The 24,539-nt window shown below is 64.4% G+C and carries 23 protein-coding genes; 4 read left to right on the top strand and 19 right to left on the bottom strand.

Features of this window, described 5'->3' with window-relative positions:
• Positions 1-87: 87 nt before the first annotated feature.
• The 3 genes from AC07N6_RS23900 to AC07N6_RS23890 are packed head-to-tail and all read left to right on the top strand — an operon-like array spanning position 88 to position 2,187.
• Positions 88-750, top strand: a complete 663-nt coding sequence (locus AC07N6_RS23900) for a helix-turn-helix transcriptional regulator (RefSeq protein ID WP_494783771.1) — start codon at positions 88-90, stop codon at positions 748-750.
• Positions 751-802: 52 nt separating this feature from the next.
• Positions 803-1,783 (top strand): threo-3-hydroxy-L-aspartate ammonia-lyase, encoded by a 981-nt coding sequence (locus AC07N6_RS23895; RefSeq protein WP_494783770.1) that lies wholly within the window; start codon positions 803-805, stop codon positions 1,781-1,783.
• A gap of 47 nt (positions 1,784-1,830) precedes the next feature.
• Positions 1,831-2,187: a 5-carboxymethyl-2-hydroxymuconate Delta-isomerase gene (locus tag AC07N6_RS23890; RefSeq protein WP_494783769.1), complete on the top strand. Its 357-nt coding sequence runs from the start codon at positions 1,831-1,833 to the stop codon at positions 2,185-2,187.
• 139 nt (positions 2,188-2,326) lie between these two features.
• Here AC07N6_RS23890 and AC07N6_RS23885 read toward each other — a convergent pair whose 3' ends face one another.
• Positions 2,327-2,722 (bottom strand): VOC family protein, encoded by a 396-nt coding sequence (locus AC07N6_RS23885; protein WP_494783768.1) that lies wholly within the window; start codon positions 2,720-2,722, stop codon positions 2,327-2,329.
• A 602-nt stretch (positions 2,723-3,324) separates the two neighbouring features.
• On the opposite strand from AC07N6_RS23885, the gene AC07N6_RS23880 reads away from it, so the two are divergent.
• Positions 3,325-4,398, top strand: coding sequence for a GGDEF domain-containing protein (locus AC07N6_RS23880; RefSeq protein ID WP_494783767.1), 1,074 nt, complete (start codon positions 3,325-3,327; stop codon positions 4,396-4,398).
• Positions 4,399-4,529: 131 nt separating this feature from the next.
• Here AC07N6_RS23880 and AC07N6_RS23875 read toward each other — a convergent pair whose 3' ends face one another.
• From AC07N6_RS23875 to AC07N6_RS23790, 18 genes are all read right to left on the bottom strand, one after another.
• A complete protein-coding gene (locus AC07N6_RS23875) occupies positions 4,530-5,294 on the bottom strand; it encodes an enoyl-CoA hydratase (protein ID WP_141918284.1) in 765 nt (254 codons plus the stop codon).
• A gap of 97 nt (positions 5,295-5,391) precedes the next feature.
• Positions 5,392-6,588 carry an acetyl-CoA C-acyltransferase gene (locus tag AC07N6_RS23870; protein ID WP_141918281.1) on the bottom strand — a complete coding sequence of 399 codons (1,197 nt, stop codon included), beginning with the start codon at positions 6,586-6,588 and terminating at the stop codon, positions 5,392-5,394.
• A gap of 27 nt (positions 6,589-6,615) precedes the next feature.
• Positions 6,616-6,981 (bottom strand): endonuclease domain-containing protein, encoded by a 366-nt coding sequence (locus AC07N6_RS23865; protein WP_494783766.1) that lies wholly within the window; start codon positions 6,979-6,981, stop codon positions 6,616-6,618.
• 151 nt (positions 6,982-7,132) lie between these two features.
• A complete protein-coding gene (locus tag AC07N6_RS23860; RefSeq protein ID WP_494783765.1) occupies positions 7,133-9,520 on the bottom strand; it encodes a 3-hydroxyacyl-CoA dehydrogenase/enoyl-CoA hydratase family protein in 2,388 nt (795 codons plus the stop codon).
• 225 nt (positions 9,521-9,745) lie between these two features.
• On the bottom strand, positions 9,746-11,536 hold the full coding sequence (locus tag AC07N6_RS23855) for an acyl-CoA dehydrogenase C-terminal domain-containing protein (RefSeq protein WP_494783764.1): 1,791 nt from the start codon (positions 11,534-11,536) through the stop codon (positions 9,746-9,748).
• Between the two features lie 18 nt (positions 11,537-11,554).
• Complete coding sequence (locus tag AC07N6_RS23850) at positions 11,555-12,268, bottom strand: TetR/AcrR family transcriptional regulator (RefSeq protein ID WP_494783763.1); 714 nt, start codon at positions 12,266-12,268, stop codon at positions 11,555-11,557.
• Between the two features lie 199 nt (positions 12,269-12,467).
• Entirely contained in the window at positions 12,468-12,917 is a 450-nt protein-coding gene (locus AC07N6_RS23845; RefSeq protein ID WP_494783762.1) for a hypothetical protein, read from the bottom strand.
• Between the two features lie 75 nt (positions 12,918-12,992).
• Positions 12,993-13,367, bottom strand: a complete 375-nt coding sequence (locus tag AC07N6_RS23840; RefSeq protein WP_494783761.1) for an RNA-binding S4 domain-containing protein — start codon at positions 13,365-13,367, stop codon at positions 12,993-12,995.
• Between the two features lie 152 nt (positions 13,368-13,519).
• Positions 13,520-14,695 carry an acetyl-CoA C-acetyltransferase gene (locus AC07N6_RS23835; RefSeq protein ID WP_494783760.1) on the bottom strand — a complete coding sequence of 392 codons (1,176 nt, stop codon included), beginning with the start codon at positions 14,693-14,695 and terminating at the stop codon, positions 13,520-13,522.
• A 153-nt stretch (positions 14,696-14,848) separates the two neighbouring features.
• On the bottom strand, positions 14,849-16,012 hold the full coding sequence (gene clsB, locus AC07N6_RS23830) for a cardiolipin synthase ClsB (protein ID WP_494783759.1): 1,164 nt from the start codon (positions 16,010-16,012) through the stop codon (positions 14,849-14,851).
• A gap of 122 nt (positions 16,013-16,134) precedes the next feature.
• On the bottom strand, positions 16,135-16,926 hold the full coding sequence (locus AC07N6_RS23825; protein WP_494783758.1) for an endonuclease/exonuclease/phosphatase family protein: 792 nt from the start codon (positions 16,924-16,926) through the stop codon (positions 16,135-16,137).
• 39 nt (positions 16,927-16,965) lie between these two features.
• Positions 16,966-17,469 (bottom strand): dihydroneopterin triphosphate diphosphatase, encoded by a 504-nt coding sequence (gene nudB / locus AC07N6_RS23820; RefSeq protein WP_494783780.1) that lies wholly within the window; start codon positions 17,467-17,469, stop codon positions 16,966-16,968.
• 73 nt (positions 17,470-17,542) lie between these two features.
• On the bottom strand, positions 17,543-18,445 hold the full coding sequence (locus AC07N6_RS23815) for a LysR substrate-binding domain-containing protein (protein WP_494783757.1): 903 nt from the start codon (positions 18,443-18,445) through the stop codon (positions 17,543-17,545).
• Positions 18,446-18,539: 94 nt separating this feature from the next.
• Positions 18,540-19,772: a metal-dependent hydrolase family protein gene (locus AC07N6_RS23810; protein WP_494783756.1), complete on the bottom strand. Its 1,233-nt coding sequence runs from the start codon at positions 19,770-19,772 to the stop codon at positions 18,540-18,542.
• Between the two features lie 8 nt (positions 19,773-19,780).
• On the bottom strand, positions 19,781-21,082 hold the full coding sequence (locus tag AC07N6_RS23805) for an MFS transporter (protein WP_494783755.1): 1,302 nt from the start codon (positions 21,080-21,082) through the stop codon (positions 19,781-19,783).
• 202 nt (positions 21,083-21,284) lie between these two features.
• Entirely contained in the window at positions 21,285-23,090 is a 1,806-nt protein-coding gene (gene aspS, locus AC07N6_RS23800) for an aspartate--tRNA ligase (protein ID WP_494783754.1), read from the bottom strand.
• 94 nt (positions 23,091-23,184) lie between these two features.
• The gene (locus AC07N6_RS23795) at positions 23,185-23,820 is read right to left on the bottom strand and encodes a DUF502 domain-containing protein (RefSeq protein ID WP_494783753.1); all 636 of its coding nucleotides are present in this window, start codon (positions 23,818-23,820) and stop codon (positions 23,185-23,187) included.
• 25 nt (positions 23,821-23,845) lie between these two features.
• Positions 23,846-24,217 (bottom strand): FmdB family zinc ribbon protein, encoded by a 372-nt coding sequence (locus AC07N6_RS23790; RefSeq protein ID WP_494783752.1) that lies wholly within the window; start codon positions 24,215-24,217, stop codon positions 23,846-23,848.
• Positions 24,218-24,539 lie beyond the last annotated feature (322 nt).

Raw genomic sequence — 24,539 nt, 5'->3', positions numbered from 1 at the left:
GCGGGCTGCCGCTTTTTTATTGGCGGGAAGGCAAGGGCGAGGGCACATCTATACATAAAATCTAATTTTAGATAATATGTATGCACCATGAAAACCGACGCCCGCAAGAAAAAGGCTGCCCCGCCGCCCCGGCCCGACCATGAACTGCTGATGTCGCAGCTGGAACAGGTCGCCCAGGGCCTGGGCGAGACCTTCGCCCCCTTTTGCGAAGTGGTGCTGCACGACTTGCGCGATGCCGACCATTCCATTGTCGCCATCCATAACAACCTGTCCGGCCGCGAGGTCGGCGACGCCACCACCGAACTGGGGCTGGCGCGCATCGCCGACGAATCCTATCCGCAAGTGCTGGCCAATTACGCCAACCGCCTGCCCGACGGCCGCCAGGCCAAGAGCACCTCGGTCGGCATCAAGGATGCCGACGGCAAGTACGTGGCGGCGCTGTGCATGAACATCGACCTGACGCTGTTCGGCGCGCTGCAAGGCATGCTGCGCCAGTTCGGCGGCATCGACGGCCACGCGCGCGTGGCGGAAACGCTGGAGCCGGCCGGCGCCCAGGCGATCCGCCACAAGATCGACGCCTTCGCGGCGCGCCTGTCGGCCACGCCGCGCAGCCTCAAGGCCGACGAGCGGCGCGCGCTGATGCGCGAGCTGCGCGAATCGGGCTGCATGGAGGTACGGCGCGCGGCCGAGGTCATCGCCGCCCACCTGGGCGTATCACGCGCCACCGTCTACAACGACGAGCGGGATTGACGCCGCCCTCGCCGACATCCGCCATCCCATCACCGACCGAAAGGAAGCTGCCGTGATCCCCGTTTCAAGCGCCACCGAATTGCCTACCTTCGCCGACGTCCTGCTGGCGTCCGAACGCATCAAGCCCTGGGCGCACCGGACGCCGGTGCTGACCTCGCGCACCGCCGACGCCGAACTCGGCGCCAGCCTGTTCTTCAAGTGCGAAAACTTCCAGCGCATGGGCGCCTTCAAGTTCCGCGGCGCGATGAACGCGCTGGCGCAATTCGACGCGGCGCAGCGCCGTGCCGGCGTGATCACATTCTCCTCCGGCAACCACGCGCAAGGCACGGCGCTGGCGGCGCAACTGCTGGGCATTCCCGCCACCATCGTGATGCCGCTGGACGCGCCCGCCGCCAAGGTGGCGGCCACCCGCGGCTATGGCGCCAACGTCGTCACCTACGACCGCTACACGGAAGACCGCGAACAGATCTGCGCGCGCCTGGCCGAAGAAAAGAAATTGACGGTGATCCCGCCCTACGACCATCCGCATGTGATGGCCGGCCAGGGCACGGCTACCAGGGAATTGCTGGAAGAAACCGGTCCGCTGGATGCGCTGTTCGTCTGCGTCGGCGGCGGCGGCCTGCTCTCGGGCGCGGCGCTGGCGGCGCGCGCCCTGGCGCCGGGCTGCAAGATCTACGGCGTGGAACCGGAAGCCGGCAACGACGGCCAGCAATCCCTGCGCAGCGGCAGCATCGTCAGCATCGCCACGCCCCAGACCATCGCCGACGGCGCCCAGACCCAGAGTTTGGGCAAATACACCTTTGGCGTCATCAAGCGCGATGTCGACGACATCCTGACCGTCTCCGACGAGGAACTGGTGGCTTGCATGCGCTTCTTCGCCGAGCGCATGAAGATGGTGGTGGAGCCCACCGGCTGCCTGGCCTTCGCGGCGGCGCGCAAGCACCGCGCGCAACTGCAGGGCAAACGCGTGGGCGTGATCGTCAGCGGCGGCAATATCGACCTCGGCAAACTGTCCGCCTACCTGGCGCACTGAGCCGCGCCTGCATTCTTCACTCCAGATTTTTAACGACGGGAACCGCCATGCCCCATCTCTATCTTGAATACACCGACAACCTCAACATCGACACCCAGGCCACCCTGCTGCGCCTCAATGAGGCGCTGGTCGGCAGCGGCCACTTCGACGAGAACGCCATCAAGGCGCGCGCCATCCGGCTGGACGATTATGTCGTCGGCACCCAGCCGCAAGCCAGGCGCGCCTTCCTGCACCTGCGCCTGACCATCCTCTCCGGACGAACGCCGGAAGTGAAGAAAGAACTCTCTGATTTGCTGATGGCGACCGTGCAGAAAGAGCAGGAATGGCCGGACGGGATGCAGGTGCAGATCACGGCGGACGTGAGCGACATGCAACGCGAGATTTATGGAAAGCTGAAGCTGTAACAACCTGTTCATACCCTTTCGTCCCTTCCGCCCTGGGGCGGGAGGGTACGAACAAGGCGTACCAACAAGCAGCCGTGCCGACGCCAGTCGCCACGGCTTTTTTCATGCGGAAACCGGCACGGAGTTCAGTGCTTCAGTGTCAGGGCGTCAGCGCTTCGCGGAACTGCACCACGTTGCCTTCGGGATCGAAGCCGTCGCAGGCGCGGAAATCCGCCGCGCTCCATTCGGCCTCGACCGGCTTGACGCCGCCGCCCCGGGCCTGCGCGCCGATACGCGCCTGCGCCAGCGAGCGCACCGGCAGGAACAGCTTGACAGGGACCGCTTCACGCAACACCGGCGGCGTGGCGATCTGCACATTGGCGGCGACGGCCGGCGGCATGGCGTGGATCACCAGCAGGAAGTCCTGCGCTTCGATCACCACCTTCTCGGACTCGGCATGCTTGGGCACCACCGCCAGCACCTGCGCATAGAACGCGGCAAGGCGGGCTACATCTTTGGCAAACAGGACTGCGCCTGCTTTGGGCTGGGTCGACATCTCTGCTTTCAAAAACGAAGAACGAAACGGCAGAGTTTATTTTTGTCGGCGGCAATTGGCAAGCCCGTCCAGGCACTTCCCCATGCAAGGGGAAAACGCTCGCCTCAAAAATGCGAGCTGTCGCCTGCAGGCGACATTATTTTCCGTGCCATGCTGCTTTGCAATATCAGACTTTTCTGACACGCGTTAGCGTCGTCATCCTACCCCCGACAAGCGCGCAAAGGCGTACTGTCGACTCTTGAAAGCGCATTGTCGAGCTGATGACAAAGCGCCAATTGTCAGCATGATCACGCCAATACCTGCGAATGTGATTGAAAATGCATCGTTTCTGCTACAAGCGAGTTTAAATTGTAAGAGGATGTTCCAACACGTTTACTTCGGAATGCCATCTGCTAATTTAATGTTGCAAGGCAATAAGGCGCGTTTGTGAAAAGTCGAAAAACAAAAAGCGAACGTGGAACCTCCCCGCACCTTGCCGCTACTGATAAACCATGTTCGCAGTCACCGGCGCCTCGCCCCAGTACATAAGCACCGTACATAGCTTCTCAGTACACAGTTTGTTAATCGGCAATATTTCGGCAGACCAACCATCTGACTAGCCCATGACCAGAAACCCGCACACCTTTTTCAAGCCCGACAGCGCCTTCAAGCGCACCGTCTCCGGCTCGCGCATCCCACTGGCCAACGGCGGCGGCGAAGCCGACGCCTGGCTGGAGCCGATGCTGGCCGACTTCATCTCGCTGGCCTGCAACCTGTGCGACGCCCCGTTCGGCATGATGACGCAGCTGCATGCCGACATCGGCCTGCAAGAGCCCTTCGTGTCGGTGGCCAACGGCCGCGGCGACATCCGCAACCAATGGTGGCGCTTCCCCGGCCAGACCGGCGTGTCGCGCACCGCGGTGGATTTCACGGTATGCGAAGCCGCCGCCCGCCGCCCGCGCGAACTGGCCGAGATTGCCGACCTGCGCGCCGACAGCCGTTTCGGCGAATCGGCCCTGGCCAACAATCCGCCCCAGGTGCGCTTTTACGCCGCGGTGCCGCTGGTGGCCGCCAACGGCGACGTGCTGGGCACGCTGTGCGTGATGGACCGCCAGGCGCGCACGCTGTCGGCCACCCAGCGCGACGCCCTCCTGAAGCTGGGCCGTCAGCTGGAAAGCCAGCTCGACAGCCGCCGCACCATGCAAAAGCTGGAGCAACAAACGCTGACCGATGCCCTGACCGGCATCGGCAACCGCCGCAGCTTCGACCTGCGCCTGCGCGAGGAATGGACGCGCCACCTGCGCAATGCGCGTCCGCTGTCGATGCTGATGGTGGATGTGGATTACTTCAAGCAATACAACGACACCTACGGCCATCCGGCCGGCGATGCGCTGCTGGCGCAACTGGCGCGCGTGCTGCGCTCGCCCCTGCGCGCCAGCGACTTCCTGTCGCGCTACGGCGGCGATGAGTTCGCGCTGATCCTGCCCGACACCGAAGAGATCGGCGCTCACCAGGTGGGAGAACGCATCAAGCGCGCGGTGTCGATGGTGAAATGGCCGCACACCGAGATCGAGATCAGCCTGGGCGCGGCCACCGTCACGCCGTCCGAGATGTGCGATTTCCATGCGCTGCTGCAAGCGGCCGACAAGGCGATGTACCTGCGCAAGCATGGGCGCAATCCGGGTGGGCATGCTTGATCAATGCCATCTGGCATTCGCAGACTCAAAAAGAAAAATCCCGCCGTTCATTCACATTAATGAACGGCGGGATTTCTCTTTGACTGGCGTCATTTCTCCCTGAACTTCTCCCCTGAACAAAAGCAACCGGCTCAAACGAACTTGCTGAAATCCGGCTTGCGTTTTTCAAGGAAGGCCGTGAAGGCTTCCTTGGCCTCGGGACCGGTCAGCATCCTGGCGAAGTGCTCGATCTCGGCCGTCATCTGCTGCTCGGTGGCGGCCACGCGGTTCTTCTTCATCAGTTGCTTGGTGACGCGGATCGAGCCGGCCGGCAGCGCGGCCAGCTTGGCGGCCTGCTGTTGGGCATAAGGCAATAGCTCTTCCAGCGGCAGCACGCGGTTGACGATGCCCATCTCCTGCGCTTCGGCGGCGAGGAAGGCTTCGCCCAGCAGCAGCTTCTCGGCGGCGCGCTGGTAGCCGACCAGGTGCGGCAGCAACAGCGACGAGGCCGCCTCCGGGCACAGACCCAATTGCGTGAACGGCAGCGAGAACCTGGCATTGTCGGCCGCATAGACCAGGTCGCAGTGCAGCAGCAATGTGGTGCCGATGCCAACCGCCACGCCCGACACCGCGGCCACGATGGGCTTGGCGGCATGGCTGATCTGCCACAGGAACTGGAACACCGGCGCGTCCTTGCTGTTGGGCGGGTTCTTCAGGAAATCTTCCAGGTCGTTGCCGGCCGAGAAGGCTTGCGGTTTCCCGGTGAACAGGATGGCGCGCACCGCGCTGTCGGCCTCGGCCTCCTTCAGGGCATCGGCCAGTTGCTGGTACATGGCGGCGGTGAGGGCATTCTTCTTGGCCTCGCGATCGAAGTGGATCGTGAGGATGCCGTTTTCCTTGCTCAGTTGGATATCCATGGGTCTCCTGCTGTGTCTTTGTTATTCAGTAACGACGATGAAAAAAGCCGCACGGCGCGAGCAGTGCGGCTTGGGGATGGTCGGCTTCGGACGGCGCTTACACGCGTTCGAAAATGCCGGCCGCGCCCATGCCGGTGCCCACGCACATGGTCACCATGCCGTACTTCAGGTTCTTGCGGCGCAGCGCGTGAATGGTGGTAGCCGCGCGGATGGCGCCGGTGGCGCCCAGCGGGTGGCCCAGGGCGATGGCGCCGCCCATCGGGTTGACCTTGGACGGATCGAGCCCCAGGTCGCCGATCACCGCCAGCGCCTGGGCGGCGAAGGCTTCGTTCAGTTCGATCCAGTCGATCTGGTCCTGGGTCAGGCCGCCGGCCTTGAGCGCCGCGGGAATCGCTTCCTTGGGGCCAATGCCCATGATTTCCGGCGGCACGCCGCGCACCGCGAAGGAGACGAAACGCGCCAGCGGGGTCAGGTTGAATTGCTTCAGGATCTTTTCCGAGACGATGATCAGCGCGCCGGCGCCGTCCGAGGTCTGCGAGCTGTTGCCGGCGGTGACGCTGCCCTTGGCGGCGAACACCGGCTTCAGCTTGGCCAGCGCGGCGATGTTGGAGTCGGCGCGCGGGCCTTCGTCCAGGTTCACCGTGCGGGTCTTGATGTCGATCTGGCCGCTGGCCAGGTTGGGGAAGCGCTCGACGATCTCGACCGGGGTCATCTCGTCGTTGAACTCGCCGGCCTGCTGGGCGGCGATCGCCTTCTGGTGCGAAGCCAGCGAGAACTCGTCCTGCGCTTCGCGCGAGACCTTCCACTGCTGCGCCACCTTCTCGGCGGTCAGGCCCATGCCGTAGGCCATGCCGACGTTCTCGTCCTTGAAGGCGTTGATGTTGATGGACGGGTGGAAGCCCATCATCGGCACCATCGACATCGACTCGGCGCCGGCGGCGATCATGACATCGGCCTCACCGACGCGGATGCGGTCGGCCGCCATGGCAATCGCGGTGATGCCGGAGGCGCAGTAGCGGTTGATGGTGACGCCGCCGATGGTATTGGGCAGGCCAGCCAGCAGCACGGCGTTGCGCGCCATGTTCAGGCCTTGCGCGCCTTCGGGGAAGGAGCAGCCGACGATGGCGTCCTCGATCAGTTTCGGGTCCAGGCCGGGCACTTGCGCCACGGCGGACTGGATGGCGCGCACCAGCAGGTCGTCCGGGCGCGTGTTCTTGAACATGCCGCGCGGCGCCTTGCCGATCGGGGTGCGGGTGGCGGCGACGATGTAGGCGTCTTGCAGTTGTTTACTCATGACAAATCTCCTTGGACTCCCTCCCCTTCAAGGGGAGGGCTGGGGTGGGGATGGGTTCAAGGCATTCCAGATTTCCTGAACGACCACATCCGTCTCATTCAATACTTCGTTATTCCAAAAACGCAGAACCGTGAAGCCGGCCTGATTCAATCTCTGGGTCCGTTGCTCGTCATGCTGATTGTTGACGTGCTGCGCACCGTCCACTTCGATTACCAGGCGCCGTTCCAGGCAGACAAAATCGAGTACATAATTTTCAAAGGGGTGTTGACGGCGAAACTTCACATCCAGTTGCTGGCCGCGCAGGCGATGCCACAGACGCTGTTCGGCTTCGGTCATCGTCTTGCGCAGCGCCTTTGCTGCTTGTTTCGTGAACGCGTTGGTTTGGCCTTGCATTTGAACTGCTCCTGCGCAACCCATCCCCACCCCAACCCTCCCCTTGAAGGGGAGGGAGTTTCGATCTCAATTCACCATCTCCACGTCCCCTCCCCTTCAAGGGGAGGGCTAGGGTGGGGATGGGTGCAACGCGTTCCAGTTACCAGCCTCTTTAATTACGAACTGGTTTGCCGGTTTGCATCATTCCCATGATCCGCTCTTGGGTCTTGGGGTTGTTGAGCAACTCCATGAAGAACTTGCGCTCGATGTCGAGCAGCCATTGTTCGTTGACGATGCTGCCTTCTTCCACTTCGCCGCCGGCGACCGTCTCGGCGATCATCTTGCCCAGCTTGTAGTCGTGCGCCGAGATGAAGCCGCCGTCGCGCATGTTGACCAGTTGCGCCATGATGGTGGCCAGGCCGTTGCGGCCGATGACCGGCACCTGCGGCGGCAGTTGCGGGCGGTAGCCGGCGTCGAACAACGCGCGCGCCTCGACCTTGGCCACGTGCAGCAGCTCGTAGGGGTTGAACACGATCACGTCGTCTTCGCGCAGGTAGCCCAGTTTGCGCGCTTCCAGCGCCGATTTCGACACATTGGCGGTGGCCGCGGCCAGCATGTATTCCTTGAGGAATTGCAGGATGTCGTTACCCTTGGCTTCCTTGGCCGCGCGCACCGCCGCTTCCTTCAGGCCGCCGCCGGCGGGGATCAGGCCCACGCCCACTTCCACCAGGCCGATGTAGGACTCGATTGAGGCCACGCGCTTGGCGGTGTGCAGCAGCAGCTCGCAGCCGCCGCCCAGGGCCAGGCCGGCCACCGCGGCGATCACCGGCACGCTGGCGTACTTCAGGCGCTGGTGCGCCTGCTGCAGATGGTGCACCACCGGCTCGATGGCCTTGACGCCGCCCGACATGAACAGCGGCAGCATCGACTGCAGGTCGGCGCCGGCCGAGAAGGCGCCGCCTTCGGCCGCATCCGGATGCCAGATCACCAGGCCCTTGAAGTTCTTCTCCGCTTCGTCGACGGCCTTGTTCATGCCGTCGATCACGCCCTGGCCGATCACGTGCATCTTGGTCTTGAACGACAGGATCAGGACCTCGTCGTTCTGGTGCCAGATGCGCACCGAGTCGTCTTCGAAGAAGGTGGCGCCGGCGCTCTTGCCGTCGGCTGCGCCTTCGCCCACCAGCGGCGCGCGGAAAGGCTGGCGCTGGTAGACCGGCAGTTCGGAACGCGCCACATCGGCCTTCCTGGAGGGCGAGTACGAACCCTTGGCGCTGTGCACGCCGTCGCGGCCATCGAATACCCAGTCCGGCAACGGTGCGCTCGACAGCGCCTTGCCGGCGTCGATGTCTTCCTTGACCCATTGCGCGACCTGCTTCCAGCCGGAAGCCTGCCAGGTCTCGAACGGGCCGACGCTCCAGCCGAAGCCCCAACGCATGGCGAAGTCGAGGTCGCGCGCGTTGTCAGCGACCGACTCCAGGTGCACCGCGATGTAGTGGAAGGCGTCGCGGAAGATGGCCCACAGGAACTGGCCTTGCGGGTTGGTCGAATCGTGCAGCGCCTTCATGCGCTTGACCGGGTCCTTTTCCTTCAGGATGCGGGCGATGATGTCGTCGGCCTTGGCGCCGCCGGGGACGTAGTCGCCCTTGGCCGGGTCGATGCGCAGGATATCCTTGCCCACCTTCTTGTAGAAGCCGGCGCCGCTCTTCTGGCCCAGCGCGCCCTGCTCGACCAGCTTGGCCAACAGCGGCGGCGTGGCATAGGAAGCATAGAACGGGTCGTCCTTCAGGTTGTCCTGCATGGTCTTGATGACGTGGCCCATGGTATCCAGGCCCACCACGTCGGCGGTGCGGAAGGTGCCGGACTTGGCGCGGCCCAGCTTGGAACCGGTGAGGTCGTCGACCACGTCCACGGAAAGGCCATACTTCTCGGCTTCGATCACGGTGGCCAGGATGCCGAACACGCCGACGCGGTTGGCCACGAAGTTCGGCGTGTCGAAGGCGCGCACCACGCCCTTGCCCAGGGTGGTGGTAAGGAAGGCTTCCAGCTTGTCCAGGATCTGCGGCTGGGTGGAGGTGGTCGGGATCAGTTCGACCAGGTGCATGTAGCGCGGCGGATTGAAGAAGTGCACGCCGCAGAAGCGCGCCTTCAGCTCGGCGTCGAAGCCTTCGGCCAGCGCGTTGATCGACAGGCCCGAGGTGTTGGAGGCGAAGATGGTGTTGGGGCCGATGTGCGGCGCGACCTTCTTGTACAGGTCGTGCTTCCAGTCCATGCGCTCGGCGATGGCTTCGATGATCAGGTCGCAGCCGGCCAGCTGCGCCAGGTCGTCCTCGTAGTTGGCGACCTGGATCAGGGCCGCGTCATCCTTGTTGCCCAGCGGCGCCGGGCTGAGCTTCTTCAGGTTCTCGATGGCGCGCAGCACGATGCCGTTCTTCGGGCCTTCCTTGGCCGGCAGGTCGAACAGCACGACCGGCACGCGCGCGTTGATGCAGTGGGCGGCAATCTGGGCGCCCATGACGCCGGCGCCGAGCACGGCCACTTTTTTGACGATGAAATTGGACACGCAAGTCTCCTTTTTTGCTGATGCTTCAAACATGAATTCGGGGCAGAGCAATGCAAAGCGTGGCGCAAGGCGTGCCGTTACTGTACGCCTTCCGACCGCTTTCTACAGCATGCCGTGCCGGGGTGACATGGACATGACGCCATGCCACGGCCTTGTCTTATCTTATTGCGGCAGATCAATGTCGCGGGGCGCCAAACTGGCCGCCCCGCGTCCTTACTCGACAACTCAGAACAAATCCGCGTCCAGCGCCATCAGATTGGCCGCGCCGGAGCGCGCCTGGCGGATCAGCATCGCGGTTTCCGGCAGCAGGCGCGCGAAGTAGAAGCGCGCGGTGGCCAGCTTGGCGGTGTAGAAGGTATCGCCGGAACCCTGCTTTTCCAGCGCGATCCTGGCCATTTGGGCAAACAGGTAGGAGAACACCAGGTGGCCGACCACGCGCAGGTAAGGCACGGCGGCGGCGCCTGCTTCATCCTGGTTGGCGAAGGACTTCATGCCGATTTCCATGGTCAGCTTGGTGACCTTGTCGCCGATGTCGGCCAGCGGCGTGATGAATTCGGACATGGCTTCGTCGGTGCCGTTCTCTTCGACGAAGGCCTGGATCTGCGCGCCGAACTTCTTCAGCTTGGCGCCGTTGTCCATCAGGATCTTGCGGCCCAGCAGGTCCAGCGACTGGATGGTGTTGGTGCCTTCGTAGATCATGTTGATGCGGGCGTCGCGCACATATTGCTCCATGCCCCATTCGGCGATGTAGCCGTGGCCGCCGTAGACCTGCAGGCATTCGGAAGTGGCGATCCAGGCGTTGTCGGTCAGGAAGGCCTTGATCACCGGGGTCAGCAGCGCGACGATGTCGGCCGAGTCCTTGCGCACCTGCTCGTCCGGGTGGGTCAGTTCCTTGTCCAGCTCCAGCGCGACGTAGGAGGTAAAGGCGCGGCCGCCTTCGGCGAAGGCCTTGGCGGTCAGCAGCATGCGGCGCACGTCGGGGTGCACGATGATCGGGTCGGCCGGCTTGTCGGCGGCCTTGATGCCGGTCAGGCTGCGCATCTGCAGGCGGTCCTTGGCGTACACCAGGGCGTTCTGGTACGCCACTTCGGTCAGGCCCAGGCCTTGCATGCCCACGCCCAGGCGGGCCGCGTTCATGAACACGAACATCGCCTGCAGGCCCTTGTGCGGCTGGCCGATCAGCCAGCCGGTGGCGCCGTCCAGGTTCATCTGGCAGGTGGCGTTGCCGTGGATGCCCATCTTCTCTTCGATGGCGCCGCAGAAGATCGGGTTGCGCGCGCCCAGCGAGCCGTCGGCATTGGGCAGGAACTTGGGCACGATGAACAGCGAGATGCCCTTGGAGCCTTGCGGCGCATCCGGCAGGCGCGCCAGCACCAGGTGGATGATGTTGTCGGAGACGTCGTTTTCGCCGGCCGAGATGAAGATCTTGTTGCCGGTGATCTTGTAAGAGCCGTCAGCTTGCGGCTCGGCCTTGCTGCGCAACAGGCCCAGGTCGGTGCCGCAGTGCGCTTCGGTCAGGCACATGGTGCCGGTCCATTCGCCCGAGATCAGCTTGGGCAGGTACAGCGCCTTCTGCTCGTCGGAACCGTGCGCGTGCAGGCACTCGTAGGCGCCGTGCGACAGCCCGGGATACATGGTCCAGGCCTGGTTGCTTGAATTGAGCATTTCGTAGAACGAGTTGTTCAGCGTCAGCGGCAGGCCCTGGCCGCCATATTCGGTGTCGCAGGACAGCGCCGCCCAGCCGGCTTCGACGTACTGCTTGTAGGCTTCCTTGAAACCCTTGGGGGTGGTGACGGCCTTGGTCTCGCGGTCGAAATGGCAGCCTTCGCGGTCGCCCGAATGGTTCAGCGGAAACAGCACCTGCGAGGTGAATTTGCCGCCCTCTTCCAGCACCTGGTCAATCAGCTCGCGGTTGGTGTCGGCGTGCGGCGGCAGCTCTTTGAATACCTCTTCGACCTTGAGCAGCTCGTGCAGGACGAATTGCATGTCGCGCAGGGGGGCGTTGTATTGGGGCATGTGTGTCTCCGGAACAGGTTAGGCGGCTTTTTTGGCAGCCGATTTGGAATTCTTGGCGGGTGCGGCGGCAGTCTTGGCGCTGCTGCCCAGCGGGCGGTAACTGTCGATCAGGCGGTCGAAGCTGGCCTGGGCGCGTTCGACGCTGCCGGGGATATTGAGGAAGCGGGCGTCGTGGTGCAGCGCCAGGATCAGGCCGTACATTTCATAGACCATCTGGCCGACATCGATATCGGCGCGGATGTGGCCGGCTTCCATGGCCTGCTTGATACAGCGTTCCAGCGCATCGCGCCAGGCCTGGACCATCGCCACCAGGTGGTCGCGGATGGCGCCCGGCCGGTCGTCGTACTCGACCGCGCCGCTGATGTAGATGCAGCCCAGCGCAATTTCGACCGTGACCTGCTTGACCCAGCGCGCGAACATCGCTTCCAGGCGCGGCAGGCCGCGCACTTCCTTGATGGACGGATAGAACACGTCTTGCTCGAAGCGGGTGTGGTACAGGCGCACGACTTCGATCTGCAGGTCTTCGCGCGAGCCGAAATGGGCAAACACGCCGGACTTGCTCATCTTCATCTTCTCGGCCAAGAGGCCGATGGTGAGCCCTTCCAGGCCGTCGCGGCTGGCCAGCTCCAGCGCCACCTCAAGGATGGCGGCACGGGTCTGTTCGCCCTTGCGCAGGAATTTCGGCCGGGTGGTCGCAGTCGTCGCGGTCGTCGCCTTGCTTGTCTCTGTCATCGTTGTCTCTTTGGTATCCGCCGCATGGAGGGCGGCGGGAACGGTGCGGATAGGTGCGGCCGGCCTTTGCCGCACCGCGCTTCCGGAATTTATTCGAACGATCGTACTATTATTCATCGCGCCGCAAATGTCAAACAAAAAATCGGCGCCAACCGGACCAGCAAGCACGCAATGGCGCCGGCTTGCCGCCGGGCAAAGCTCAAGGCGCGTCCGCGCCCTCTTGCCGGGCAGGCGCGGCGGCGCCCAGCAGGTCATGGGCGTCCAGGATGGCGTAGACGATGGCGGGATGGTTTTCCAGGCATTTGCGGATGGCGGCCGGGACGGTTTCGCGGGTCTTGCGGCACAGGCCGGGCTGTTCGGCCAGCCGGATTTGCAGGCCGCGCACGCTGCGCACCTCAAGCGCGGCAGGGGCGATCTGCAGGACGATGCCCAGGTTCTGGCGCATCAGCCGGCCGATATGCAGCAGGTCTTCATAGGAGCCGATGCGCATGATGCGTTCGATCAGCCGCTTTTCTTCCTCGCGGGTCAGCATCAGCACCCGCGCCGCCTCCGAATGCAGCCGGTCCAGCAATTGCTCGCGCTCGCACACGCACGCGCCTGGCGGGCACTCCTTGCGGATGGTCGGTTGGAACAGGACTGCCTGGGACATCTGCGCCTACTCTGAACAGGTTCTAAGACTGGCCGGGGAAATCTTCTCCATCTTACAACGGGCGGCGACGACGGGTCAGGATGAGGAACGGTCAAGCAGGCGGCGGTCGCGCTTGGTCGGCCGCCCCTTGATCTCGGCGGAAGGTTCGCGGAACAGGCGATGCCGCTCCGCCTCCGTTGCGCGGCGGCGCAGGCTGTCTTCGGTCTCGCTGTAGAGCGTGGCGGCGATGGCGGCCGAGCCGCGCTTGTCGGCCACGCCGGTCACCACCACTTCCCATTCGCTCGCGCCGTTGTCGATGGCCAGCTGGTCGCCGGCCTTGACGCTATGCGCGGGCTTGGTGCGCTCGCCGTTGAGCCTGACGCGGCCGCGCTCGATGGCCTCGGTGGCGAGCGAGCGGGTCTTGAAAAAGCGCGCGGCCCAGCACCATTTGTCGATGCGGGTGGTATCCATGCTTATCCTGCGGGTAATGATGCGATGTGGCGTGATGTGGATTGTACGGCGCCATGCGCCGGCCTGCGCCGGGATGGCGGCAATTGTATTCGGACAAGAAAAACGCCGGCAAATCGCCGGCGCTTCCCGTTCATGCCAGATCCGGACCGGGATCAGCGCTCAACCGCCAGCGCCACGCCCATGCCGCCGCCGATACACAGGCTGGCCAGGCCGCGCTTGGCGTCGCGGCGCACCATCTCGTGCAGCAGGGTCACCAGCACGCGACAGCCGGAGGCGCCGATCGGGTGGCCCAGCGCAATCGCGCCGCCGTTGACGTTGATCTTGCTGGTGTCCCAGCCCATTTGCTTGTTGACGGCGATGGCCTGGGCCGCGAAGGCTTCGTTGATTTCCATCAGGTCCAGGTCTTGCGGCGTCCAGCCGGCCTTCTTCAGGGTCAGCTGCGACGCCGGCACCGGGCCCATGCCCATGATGCTGGGGTCGAGGCCGGCCGACGAATAGGACTTGATCTTCGCCAGCACCGGCAGCCCCAGCTCGGCCGCCAGCCTGGCGGAGGTGACCACCACCGCGGCGGCGCCGTCGTTGATGCCCGAGGCGTTGCCGGCGGTCACCGTGCCGGCCTTGTCGAAGGCCGGGCGCAGCGTGCCCAGCGCATCGGCGGTCACGCCGTGCTTGACGAACTCGTCGGTGTCGAACAGCACGGTTTCCTTCTTGCCCTTGATCTCGATAGGGACGATCTCATCCTTGAACTTGCCGGCCTTTTGCGCGGCTTCGGCCTTGTTCTGCGAGGCGGCGGCGAAGGCGTCCTGCTCGGCGCGCGAAATCTCGAACTTCTTGGCCACGTTTTCGGCGGTAATGCCCATGTGGTACTGGTTGTAGACGTCCCACAGGCCATCGACGATCATGGTGTCGGTCAGCTTGGCGTCGCCCATGCGGAAGCCGTCGCGCGAATTGTTGAGTACGTGCGGCGAGGCGCTCATGTTTTCCTGGCCGCCGGCGATGACGATCTGGGCGTCGCCGCACTTGATGGCCTGGGCCGCCAGTTGCACCGCCTTCAGGCCGCTGCCGCAGACCTTGCCGACCACGAAGGCCGGCACCATGTCGGGCAGGCCGGACTTGATCACCGCCTGGCGCGCCGGGTTCTGGCCCAGGCCGGCGGTCAGCACATGGCCGAGGATGACTTCGCTGATGGCTTCCGGCTTGATGCCGGTCTTGGCCAGCAAGGCCTTGATGACTTGCGCACCGAGATCGGCGGCGGCGATCTTGGAAAGGGAACCGCCGAACTTACCGATTGCTGTTCTCTGTGCTGCAACAATGACGACGTCATCCATAATGCGCTCCTTTTATTGAATTGGCGGGAAAGCCACGCGGCCTTCCGTGGGAAACCCGGACGGCCATCTTAGTCCATTTCATCATGGAATGCGATACGGTGAATTTTCGGTATTTGCGTACATTGCGCATCGCCATCCAGGCGCGGCCGCCCCTCAGGCGTCCTGCCCCAGCGTGATGATGTGGATCACCGTGCGGTAAAGCAGGAAGGCGGCCCCATACCAGGCGCGCTTGTACCACGGCGCATGCGTGAAGTCGGACAAGTGGATTACGCGCCCCTGGGCGGCGCCGGCCTCGATCTCCTCCCTCAGGTAGCGCGAGAATGCCGGATCCTGGATGACCACATTGGCCTCCTGGTTGACGAACAGGGACAGGCCGTCGTAGTTGCTGGAGCCGACCGTGGACCACTTGTCGTCCACCACCGCCACCTTGGCGTGCAACTCGGTCTTGATGTATTCGACGATGCGCACCCCGGCGCCCAGCAGCTTGGGGTAGAAGGAATGCGCCACCGCATCCTGCATGGCGAACTGGCCCACGCCCAGCAGCAAGGTCACCTTCACGCCGCGCTGCGCGGCCTCTTCCAGCGCGCGCCGCATCTTGCGCCCCGGGGCGAAATAGGGATTGGCCAGGAAAGCGCTTTCGCGCGCGCGGCCCAAGGCTTGCAGGTAGGTGTGCTGGATGGTGCGGCGGTTGCGGAAGTTGTCGCGCACCACCAGCGCGGCCTGGGCCGCGCCATAGACTGGCACGCCCAGGCGATAGCGCAGGCGCTTGAAATTCTCCCAGCGCGCCTTGAGCTTCATGTGGCCCACGCGCCGCCACTGGGCATCCATCTCGCGGTAAATCTCATGCACCAGCGGACCGGTGATGCGCACCGCGAAGTCCCAGCGCGGCGCCGGCAATGTGATCGCCGGGTCGCGGTCGGACAGGAAGTCGTCGTTGATATTGAGCCCGCCGACAAAAGCCACCTGGCGGTCCACCACGCACAGCTTGCGGTGGCTGCGCGCCACGCCGCGCCTGAACCACGGGTTGAAGGAACGATGCTGCACACCGGCCGCCGCCAGGGTCTGCTTGAGCTGCCGGGTCTGCACGCGGCCGGTGCCCAGCCAGTCGTTGATCACATACACCACCACCCCGCGCCGGGCGGCGCGCTGCAATGCGTCGCGCACCAGGATGCCGGTGTCGTCGATGGCGAAGATGTAGGTTTCAAGGTAAATCTCCACGCGCGCCGCGTCGATGGCGGCGATCAGCGCGGGGTAGTAGCCTGCGCCGCTGTGCAGCAGCGCGATCTCATTGCCGTCGGTGAAATTCACATGGCGCATGCGGGACTTTTTTCTTGGTTCTGTTCAGTCGGGATGAGCCGCTAACGGCAGGAAACGAGTACTGCCAACGTCGCTGGCAGGAGGCGCAGATGGCCAACGGCGTTTCGTTAGCGGCTCCAAGTCTACGCCAAGTGCAGTTCGCTGACGATAGGCGCATGGTCGGACAGGCGCGTCCACGGTCCTTCGCTCAACACCTGCGCGGTCTCGACCTTGAAGCCGCGCAGGTAAATCCGGTCCAGCCGCAACCACGGCAGCATCGCCGGGAAGGTGCGCGCCGGACGGATCGGCGCCGACAAGCCGCCCATCCTGCGCAGGCCGTGCATCAGGCCCTTGGTGAGCGGCTGGTCGAACACCTCCATCACGCCCAGGCGCTGGTACAGCAGCTTGCTCAACTGGTTGGTCCAGTCGTTGAAATCACCGGCGATGATCAACGGCGCATCGGGCGGCGAGGAAGAGCGCACCGCCTCGATCAACGCCGCCGTCTGGCGGCGGCGGCTGCCGGCGAACAGGCCGAGGTGGATCACATAGCAATGCACGTCGACGCCCTCCACCGGCACCACGCAATGCAGGATGCCGCGCGATTCATAGGCATGGTCGGAGACATCCTGGTTGCGGATGGAAGCGATGGCGAAGCGCGAAATCAGCGCATTGCCGTGGTGGCCGTGGTCGTACACGGCATTCATGCCATACGCCGAATGATGGGTTTCGCCGGCCAGGTATTCATGCTGGCCCTGCTGCGGCCAGTTGGAGGCGTGGCGCAAGGCATTCAGGTCGTGCCGGCCCTGCACTTCCTGCAGGAACAGGATATCGGCATCAAGCTGGGCCAGCGCCTGCTTGAGCGCCAGGATGCGCGGCCGGCCGCCGAACGAAGTCACGCCTTTGTGGATGTTGTATGTCGCGACACGCAACTTCATGGGACAACCTTTCTTGTTCGGCCCGCCACGTTGCCCGGCTCAGCCTTGCATGTAGGCCGGCAACTGCAGGATCGCTTCCGCATTGGAAGGCGAGAAACAGCGGTCGGCCGCTTCCCGGTACGGCAGCCACTGGTAGCGCGTGTGTTCGCGCGGGGCCAGCGTGACCGGAATATCGCGCGGCACCAGCAAGCCGAAAACATGCTCGGTGTTCCTGGTCACGCCGGGCGCATAACGGTGCCGCCAGACCGGATAGATTTCATAGATATTGGAAAGTTGCCAATCGCGCAGATTGGCCGCCGGCAAGGCGTTCCCGATCGCCGGGTCCGATTCTACCCCTGCTGCCGCCACCGCGATGCCGGTTTCTTCTCGCACTTCGCGGCGGGCGGTTTCCGACAGGTCTTCTTCCGGCGTGTCCTTGGAGCCGGTCACCGATTGCCAGAAACCGGCCTTGTCGGCGCGTTCGATCAGCAATACCTCGCGCTGGGCGGTGTGGATCACCACCAGCACCGATTCGGGAATCTTGTAGGGCTTGGTCTGCGTCATCTGCGTGTCCGTCATGCGATAAGCCGGCAGCGCCGGGAAAGCCACATTGTATCGGCAGCAAGCCGCTTCGCGCTCAGGCGGCCTGCTCGCTCTCGGCCACCAGCCAGCTGCGGAAACTGCGCGCGGCGGCATGCTCGATGCGCTCGCGCGGCCACACCGCGTAGTAGCCGCCGCCCAGGCTGGCGCTGGCCTCGCAGGCGCGCACCAGCAAGCCGGCCTGCATGCAGGCGTCGATCATGTGACGCCAGGCCAGCACGATGCCGTGCCCTTCCATGGCCAGCTGCAGCAGGATCGGATATTGGTTGGACAGGATCTGGTGCTCGATACGCGCGTCCGGCATGCCGTTGTGGGCCAGCCAGTTCTGCCACGACATCCACTGGCGCTGGCCGTCTTCCAGCAGCAGCAGGGTCTCGTTGCGCAGGTCCTGCAGCGACAGTTTGCGGCCGGCCAGGTAGGACGGCGAACAGACCGGGAACACTTCCTCGTCATACAGCCGGCGCGCCGCCATGCCCGCGGGCGGACCGTCGCGCAGGAAGTAGATGCCCGTGTCGAAGTCGGTCTCCGACAGGAAGGCCAGGCTGTCGTTGACGATCAGGCGCAGGTGGCAATCCGGATGCAGCGCGCGAAAGCGCGCCAGGCGCGGCGTCAGCCACAGCACGGCGACGCCGGAGGAACAGGCCACCGTCAGCTCCTGGTGCCCCTTGCGCTTCATCACGTCCTCGGTGGCCTCGGCGCAGTCGACCAGCAGGCGCTGCACCAGCGCGGCGTAGCGCTGGCCGCTGACGGTCAGGCGCAATGCGCGCGGTTCGCGCAGGAACAGTTTTTTCCCAAGGAAGCGTTCCAGCTGCGCGATCTGGCGGCTGACCGCGCTTTGCGTCAGGTGCAGTTCGGCGGCGGCGCGCGTGAAGCTGCCATGCCGCGTGACGGCCTCGAAGGCGATCAGCGAAGGCAGCGGGGGAAGCGGGGAAATACGCATGGGGGCGCTCCAACATGTCTCGGTAATAACCGAATGTTAGAGCGAAAAGCATGCCCGCCGGGAGCGGTTTCGACGCCGTCCCGGCGGGCAGGAATCACGCGCGGCTGCGGTGGATATGGCCGGCCTGCATGACCAGCGAGAGGTGCTCGCCCTGGCCGGTCAGCAGCGTGATGTCTTGCAGCGGATTGCCGTCGACCACGATCAGGTCGGCCTGGGCGCCGGCGCGCACCGTGCCCAGCACGCCTTCGCGTTGCAGGATGGCGGCGGCGATCGAGGTGGCCGAGCGGATAGTTTCCAGGTTGCCGAGGATCTCGGCGCGGATGATGAACTCGTGCGACTGGTCTTGGTGCATCTCGCCCAGGAGGTCGGAGCCGAAGCCCATCGGCACGCCGGCGTCGGCATAGATGCGCAGCGAATCGCGGCCGGCCTGGCGCACCGACTCGATTTTGCCCACCGAATCCGGCGGCAAGCCCAGGCGCGCGCCGTCGCGCGCCAGCGAATCGTAGGTGACCAGCGTGGGCACCACGAAGGCGCCGTGCTCGCGCATGACCTTGGCCGCTTCGGCATCGACCAGGTTGCCATGCTCGATGGTGCGCACGCCGCAGCGCACCGCGCGCGCGATGGCGCGGCCGGTGTAGGCGTGCGCCATCACGTAGGTCTGCGCCGCCTCGGCTTCGGCCACGATGGCGCGGATCTCGTCTTCACTGTACTGGGTGTTGCCGATCGGGTCGGTCGGCGAGGCCACGCCGCCGGAGGCCATGATCTTGATCTGGGTCGCGCCCTTCTGCAGTTCTTCGCGGGCGGCCAGGCGCACCGCGTCCACGCCGTCGGCCACGCGCGCGATCGCGCCGGCGCGGAAGGCGCAGGAGCACGGTTCCAGCACGTCCGAACGCGGGCGGAAATCGCCATGCCCGCCGGTCTGCGACAGCGCCTTGCCGGAGGGGAAGATGCGCGGCCCCGGCACCAGCCCGATGGCGATGGCCTGCGCCAGCCCCCAGTCGGCGCCGCCGGCGTCGCGCACCGAGGTGAAGCCGCGGTTGAGCATCGCCTCGACGATGGGCAAGGCGCGAATCGAGGTCAGCGAACCGGGCTGGGTCGCGTTCAGGCCGAGGTTGGCCAGCGAAGCCAGCACGTGCACGTGGCAATCGATCAGGCCGGGCATGACGGTCTTGCCGGCGACGTTGACGACTCGTGCGCCGGGCACGTCCAGCGGCGTAGCCGAGACGTCGATGATGCGGTCCTTTTCGATCAGGACATCGTGGCGCGGGAACAGGCTGCCCAGCGCGGGGTCGAGGACGTTGCCGCCCTGCAGGAGGATCTTGCTCATAACGGGAATCAATGTTGTTGCAGGTACTGGGGCTCGCGCACGAAGCGCGTACCGATGAAGCTGATGGCGGCGGCGATCATCACGTAGAAGGCCGGCGCCATGGTGCTGCCGGTGGCGGCGATGAGCCAGGTGATGATGAAGGAGGCGAAGCCGCCGAAGATGGTCACGGCCAGGTTGTAGGCCACCGACAGGCCGGTCGACAGCACCTTGGCCGGGAACAGCTCGGAGAACGCGGCCAGGATGGGGCCGGTGTAGGCCGCGATCAGCACGCCGAACACCAGCTGGAACAGCAGCAGCGAACCCAGGCCCGGCGCCATGTTGATGTAGGCGAACATGGGATAGGCCAGCACCAGGATCAGCAAGGCCGCGCCAGACAGGAACAGGCGGCGACCTTTGCGATCGGCCAGGCGGCCGACGATGGGCGCGAACACCATGATGCACAGGCCGCCCACCATGCCGGCGATGAAGCCGGTCGACTGCGGCAGCTTGAGCACCTTGATCGAGTAGGTCGGCATGTAGAACAGCAGCACGTAGGTGCAAACCGTCCACAGGATCACCATCGAGAAGCTGGCGGTCGTCTCGCGCGGGAAGTTGCGAATCACTTCCTTCAACGGCGAGTCGGTCTTGTCCTTTGCTTCGAGGAAGGCCGGCGTCTCGTCGAGGTGGTTGCGGATGTAGTAACCCACCGGACCGATCACGATGCCCAGCAGGAACGGCAGACGCCAGCCCCAGGCCGAGAGCGATTCCGCGTCCAGGCTGGAAGTGACGAAGGTGCCGACCGCGGCGCCCAGCAGCACGGCCACGCCGATGCTGGCCTGGATCCAGCTGGAGTAATAGGCGCGCTCCCTAGCCGGCGCGTACTCGGTCAGGAAGGCGGTGGCGCTGCCCATTTCGCCGCCGGCCGAGAAGCCTTGCAGCAGGCGCGCCACGACGATGATCAGCGGTGCGAACAGGCCGATGCTGTCGTAGGTCGGCGCCAGGCCGATCATGGTGGTGCCCAGCGCCATCAGCAGGATGGTGACCGACAGCGCCGCCTTGCGGCCGACGCGGTCGGCGTAGATGCCGAGGAGGATGCCGCCCACCGGACGCATGAAGAAACCCACGCCGAACGTGGCCACCGCCAGCAGCAACGACGTCAGCTCGTTGCCGGTGGGGAAGAACAGCTTGGCGATGATGACGGCGAAAAAGCTGTAGACGGTGAAGTCGAACCATTCGAGGCCGTTGCCGATGACGGTGGCGATGATGGCGCGGCGACGCTGGTTGTTGCTGACCAGCGGCATCCCGCTGGCCGGTACGGTATTGGCTTGCATGATCTCCCCTCATGTTGGATACGCGCCGATGATAGGGGGAGCGGCAAGCGAGCCGGAAATGATATCTGCGCATGCGGCCATGACTGGCGTGCATGCGTTTGCAAATTATTTACGCCGCGCGCGGGCATGAAAAAAGGCGCATGCATCGCTGCATGCGCCCTTCTTCATTTGCGGCTCCGGTGCTGCTGCTCCGGTGCGACAATCAGGCCTTCACCACCGGTTCCGCATTGCGCAGGCGAATATGCAGCTCGCGCAATTGCTTCTCGTCGACCGCCGACGGCGCCTGGGTCAGCAGGCACTGCGCACGCTGGGTCTTGGGGAAAGCGATCACGTCGCGGATCGACTCGGCGCCGGCCATCATGGTCACCAGGCGATCCAGGCCGAAGGCGATGCCGCCGTGCGGGGGCGCGCCGTATTGCAGCGCGTCCAGCAGGAAGCCGAACTTCAGGCGCGCTTCCTCGTCGTCGATCTTCAGCGCGCGGAACACCTTGCTCTGCACTTCGGCGCGGTGGATACGCACCGAACCGCCGCCCAGTTCCCAGCCGTTCAGCACCAGGTCATAGGCCTTGGCGATGGCAGCGCCCGGGTTGGTCGAGATGAAGTCCTCGTGGCCATCCTTGGGCGAGGTGAACGGGTGGTGCAGCGCGACCCAGCGCTGGTTGTCTTCATCGTATTCGAACATCGGGAAGTCGACCACCCACAGCGGACGCCATGCCTCGTCGAACAGGCCGTTCTTCTTGCCGAAGTCGCTGTGGCCGATCTTCACGCGCAGCGCGCCGATGGCGTCGTTGACGACCTTGGCGCGATCGGCGCCGAAGAAGATCAGGTCGCCGTCTTGCGCGCCGGTCTTTTCGATGATCGCGGCCAGGGCGGCGTCATGGATGTTCTTGACGATCGGCGACTGCAGGCCGTCACGCCCCTTGGCCTTCTCGTTGACCTTGATGTAGGCCAGGCCCTTGGCGCCGTAGATGGCGACGAACTGGGTATAGGCATCGATTTCCGAACGCGGCATTTCCGCGCCGCCCGGCACGCGCAGGCCGACCACGCGGCCGCCTTCGCTGTTGGCCGCGCCGGAGAAGACCTTGAAGTCGACATCCTTCATGACCTCGGTCAGTTCGGTGAATTCCAGCTTGACGCGCATGTCCGGCTTGTCCGAACCGTACATGCCCATGGCGGTGGCGAAGTCCATCACCGGGAACGGGTTCGGCAGGTCGATGTCGAGCGCGTTCTTGAACACCAGGCGGATCATGCCTTCGAACAGGTCGCGGATTTCCTGCTCGTTCAGGAAGGAAGTCTCGCAATCGATCTGGGTGAATTCAGGCTGGCGGTCGGCGCGCAGGTCTTCGTCGCGGAAGCACTTGGTGATCTGGTAGTAGCGATCGAAGTTGGCCACCATCAGCAACTGCTTGAACAGCTGCGGCGACTGCGGCAGGGCGAAGAATTCGCCGGCGTTCACGCGCGACGGCACTAGGTAGTCGCGCGCGCCTTCCGGGGTCGACTTGGTCAGCATCGGGGTTTCGATATCGATGAAACCTTGCGCGTCCAGGAACTTGCGCACTTCCATCGCCACCTTGTAGCGCAGGCGCAGATTGTTTTGCATCTGCGGACGGCGCAGGTCCAGCACGCGGTGCGTCAGGCGGGTGGTTTCCGACAGGCTGTCGTCGTCCAGCTGGAACGGCGGCGTGACCGACGGGTTCAGCACTTCCAGCTCGTGGCACAGCACTTCGATCTTGCCCGACTTCAGGTTGGCGTTGGTGGTGCCTTCAGGACGGTTGCGCACCACGCCGGTGATGCGCAGGCAGAATTCGTTGCGCACCGCTTCGGCGTTCTTGAAGACGTCGGCGCGGTCCGGATCGCACACCACCTGCACCAGGCCTTCGCGGTCGCGCAGGTCGATGAAGATCACGCCGCCGTGGTCGCGGCGACGGTGTACCCAGCCGCACAGGCTGACGGTTTGGCCGAGCAATGCCTCGGTAGTGAGGCCACAGTATTGGGTTCGCATGGACATGGTTCTGATTCCGTTGACAGTATTCTTGTTTGATTCGAGGTATTGATTGGGAGCGAAAGCGGGGCTGGCCGGCGCAATGGCGCCGGCCGCCCCATCAATTGCGGGGCGTCGCCGATTCGGTGATGATTTTCTTGTCGGCCAGCATTTCCGGGGCCACGACGCCCATGGAGACAATGTACTTCAGCGCCTCGTCGACCGACATCTCAAGCTCGATCGATTCCGCGCGCGGCAACATCAGGAAGAAGCCCGAAGTCGGGTTGGGAGTGGTCGGCACATACACGCTGATGTAGTCGCCCTCCAGATGTTTCTTCACCTCGCCGCCCGGCGTGCCGGTCAGGAAGGCGATGGTCCAGGAACCGTGGCGCGGGTACTGGATCAGCACCGCCTTGCGAAAGGCGTTGCCCGAAGACGAGAACAGCGTATCCGACACCTGCTTGACGCTGGAATAGATCGACTTGACCACCGGAATGCGGGTCAGCAGCCCTTCCCACACCGAGACGATCTGGCGGCCGATGAAGTTGCGCGCGGCCAGCCCCGTCAGGAAGATGATCAGCAGCGTGAGGATGGTGCCCAGGCCGGGGATATAGAAGCCCAGCAGGGATTCCGGACGCCAGCTCGGCGGCAGCAGCAGCAGCGACTGGTCCATCGTGCTGATGATCAGGTTGAGCACCCAGACCGTAATGGCCAGAGGCACCAGGATCAGCAGGCCGGTAATGAAATATTTGCGCATGGCTCGGGGTCGGTGACGCTGCTCTTCAGCTGGCGCTGGGAGTGGAAGCGGTCGGGGTCGAAGGGGCTGCAGCCGGTGCGGCCGCAGCAGATGCAGGCGCCGCAGCGGGAGCGGCAGAAGCGGCGGCCGCCGGCGTAGAGTCGGCGCTCGTGGGGGCCTCGCTCGCGGCCAGCCCGGTGCCGGTGGCGCCCACGCTGTTGCTGGTACCGCTGCCGTTACCCCGGAAATCGGTCACATACCAGCCGGAACCCTTCAACTGGAAACCGGCCGCGGTCAGTTGCTTCCTGAAGCTGTCCTTGTTGCAGGACGGGCAAACGGTCAACGCATCGTCGGAGATCTTCTGCAAGACATCCTTGGCAAAACCACACGCTTCGCAGCGATACGCGTAAATCGGCATGACTAACTCCGCAAAAAACTTCCAAAACCCTGAATTATAAAGGCTTTTGGCGCGCTTTTCGCGGCCGGTGCGGCGACTTGTCCACAAGCTGCATTTTACCTCGCCTGCGCACCGCCCCCTCTCCTGCCGGCGCCCCTTCCTCGCCCCGCACGGCGCCACCACGAATAAATTCAATACCAATATTGCTTTTTTACCATTTTCTTCACCGCAACTCTTGATTCGCTAAACGAATCTGTAAATCGCTAGATACGTTGCCAAGCCCCGTTGCGCAGGCACGGGAAGACCGAACAATTTGGCGGAGCGTACATGGTAGCGATCGTGA

Source organism: Herbaspirillum sp. GW821-FHT09A12, assembly GCF_059418325.1.
The sequence above is the reverse complement of the archived record's forward strand: the minus strand, read 5'-3'. Positions and strand labels throughout refer to the sequence as shown.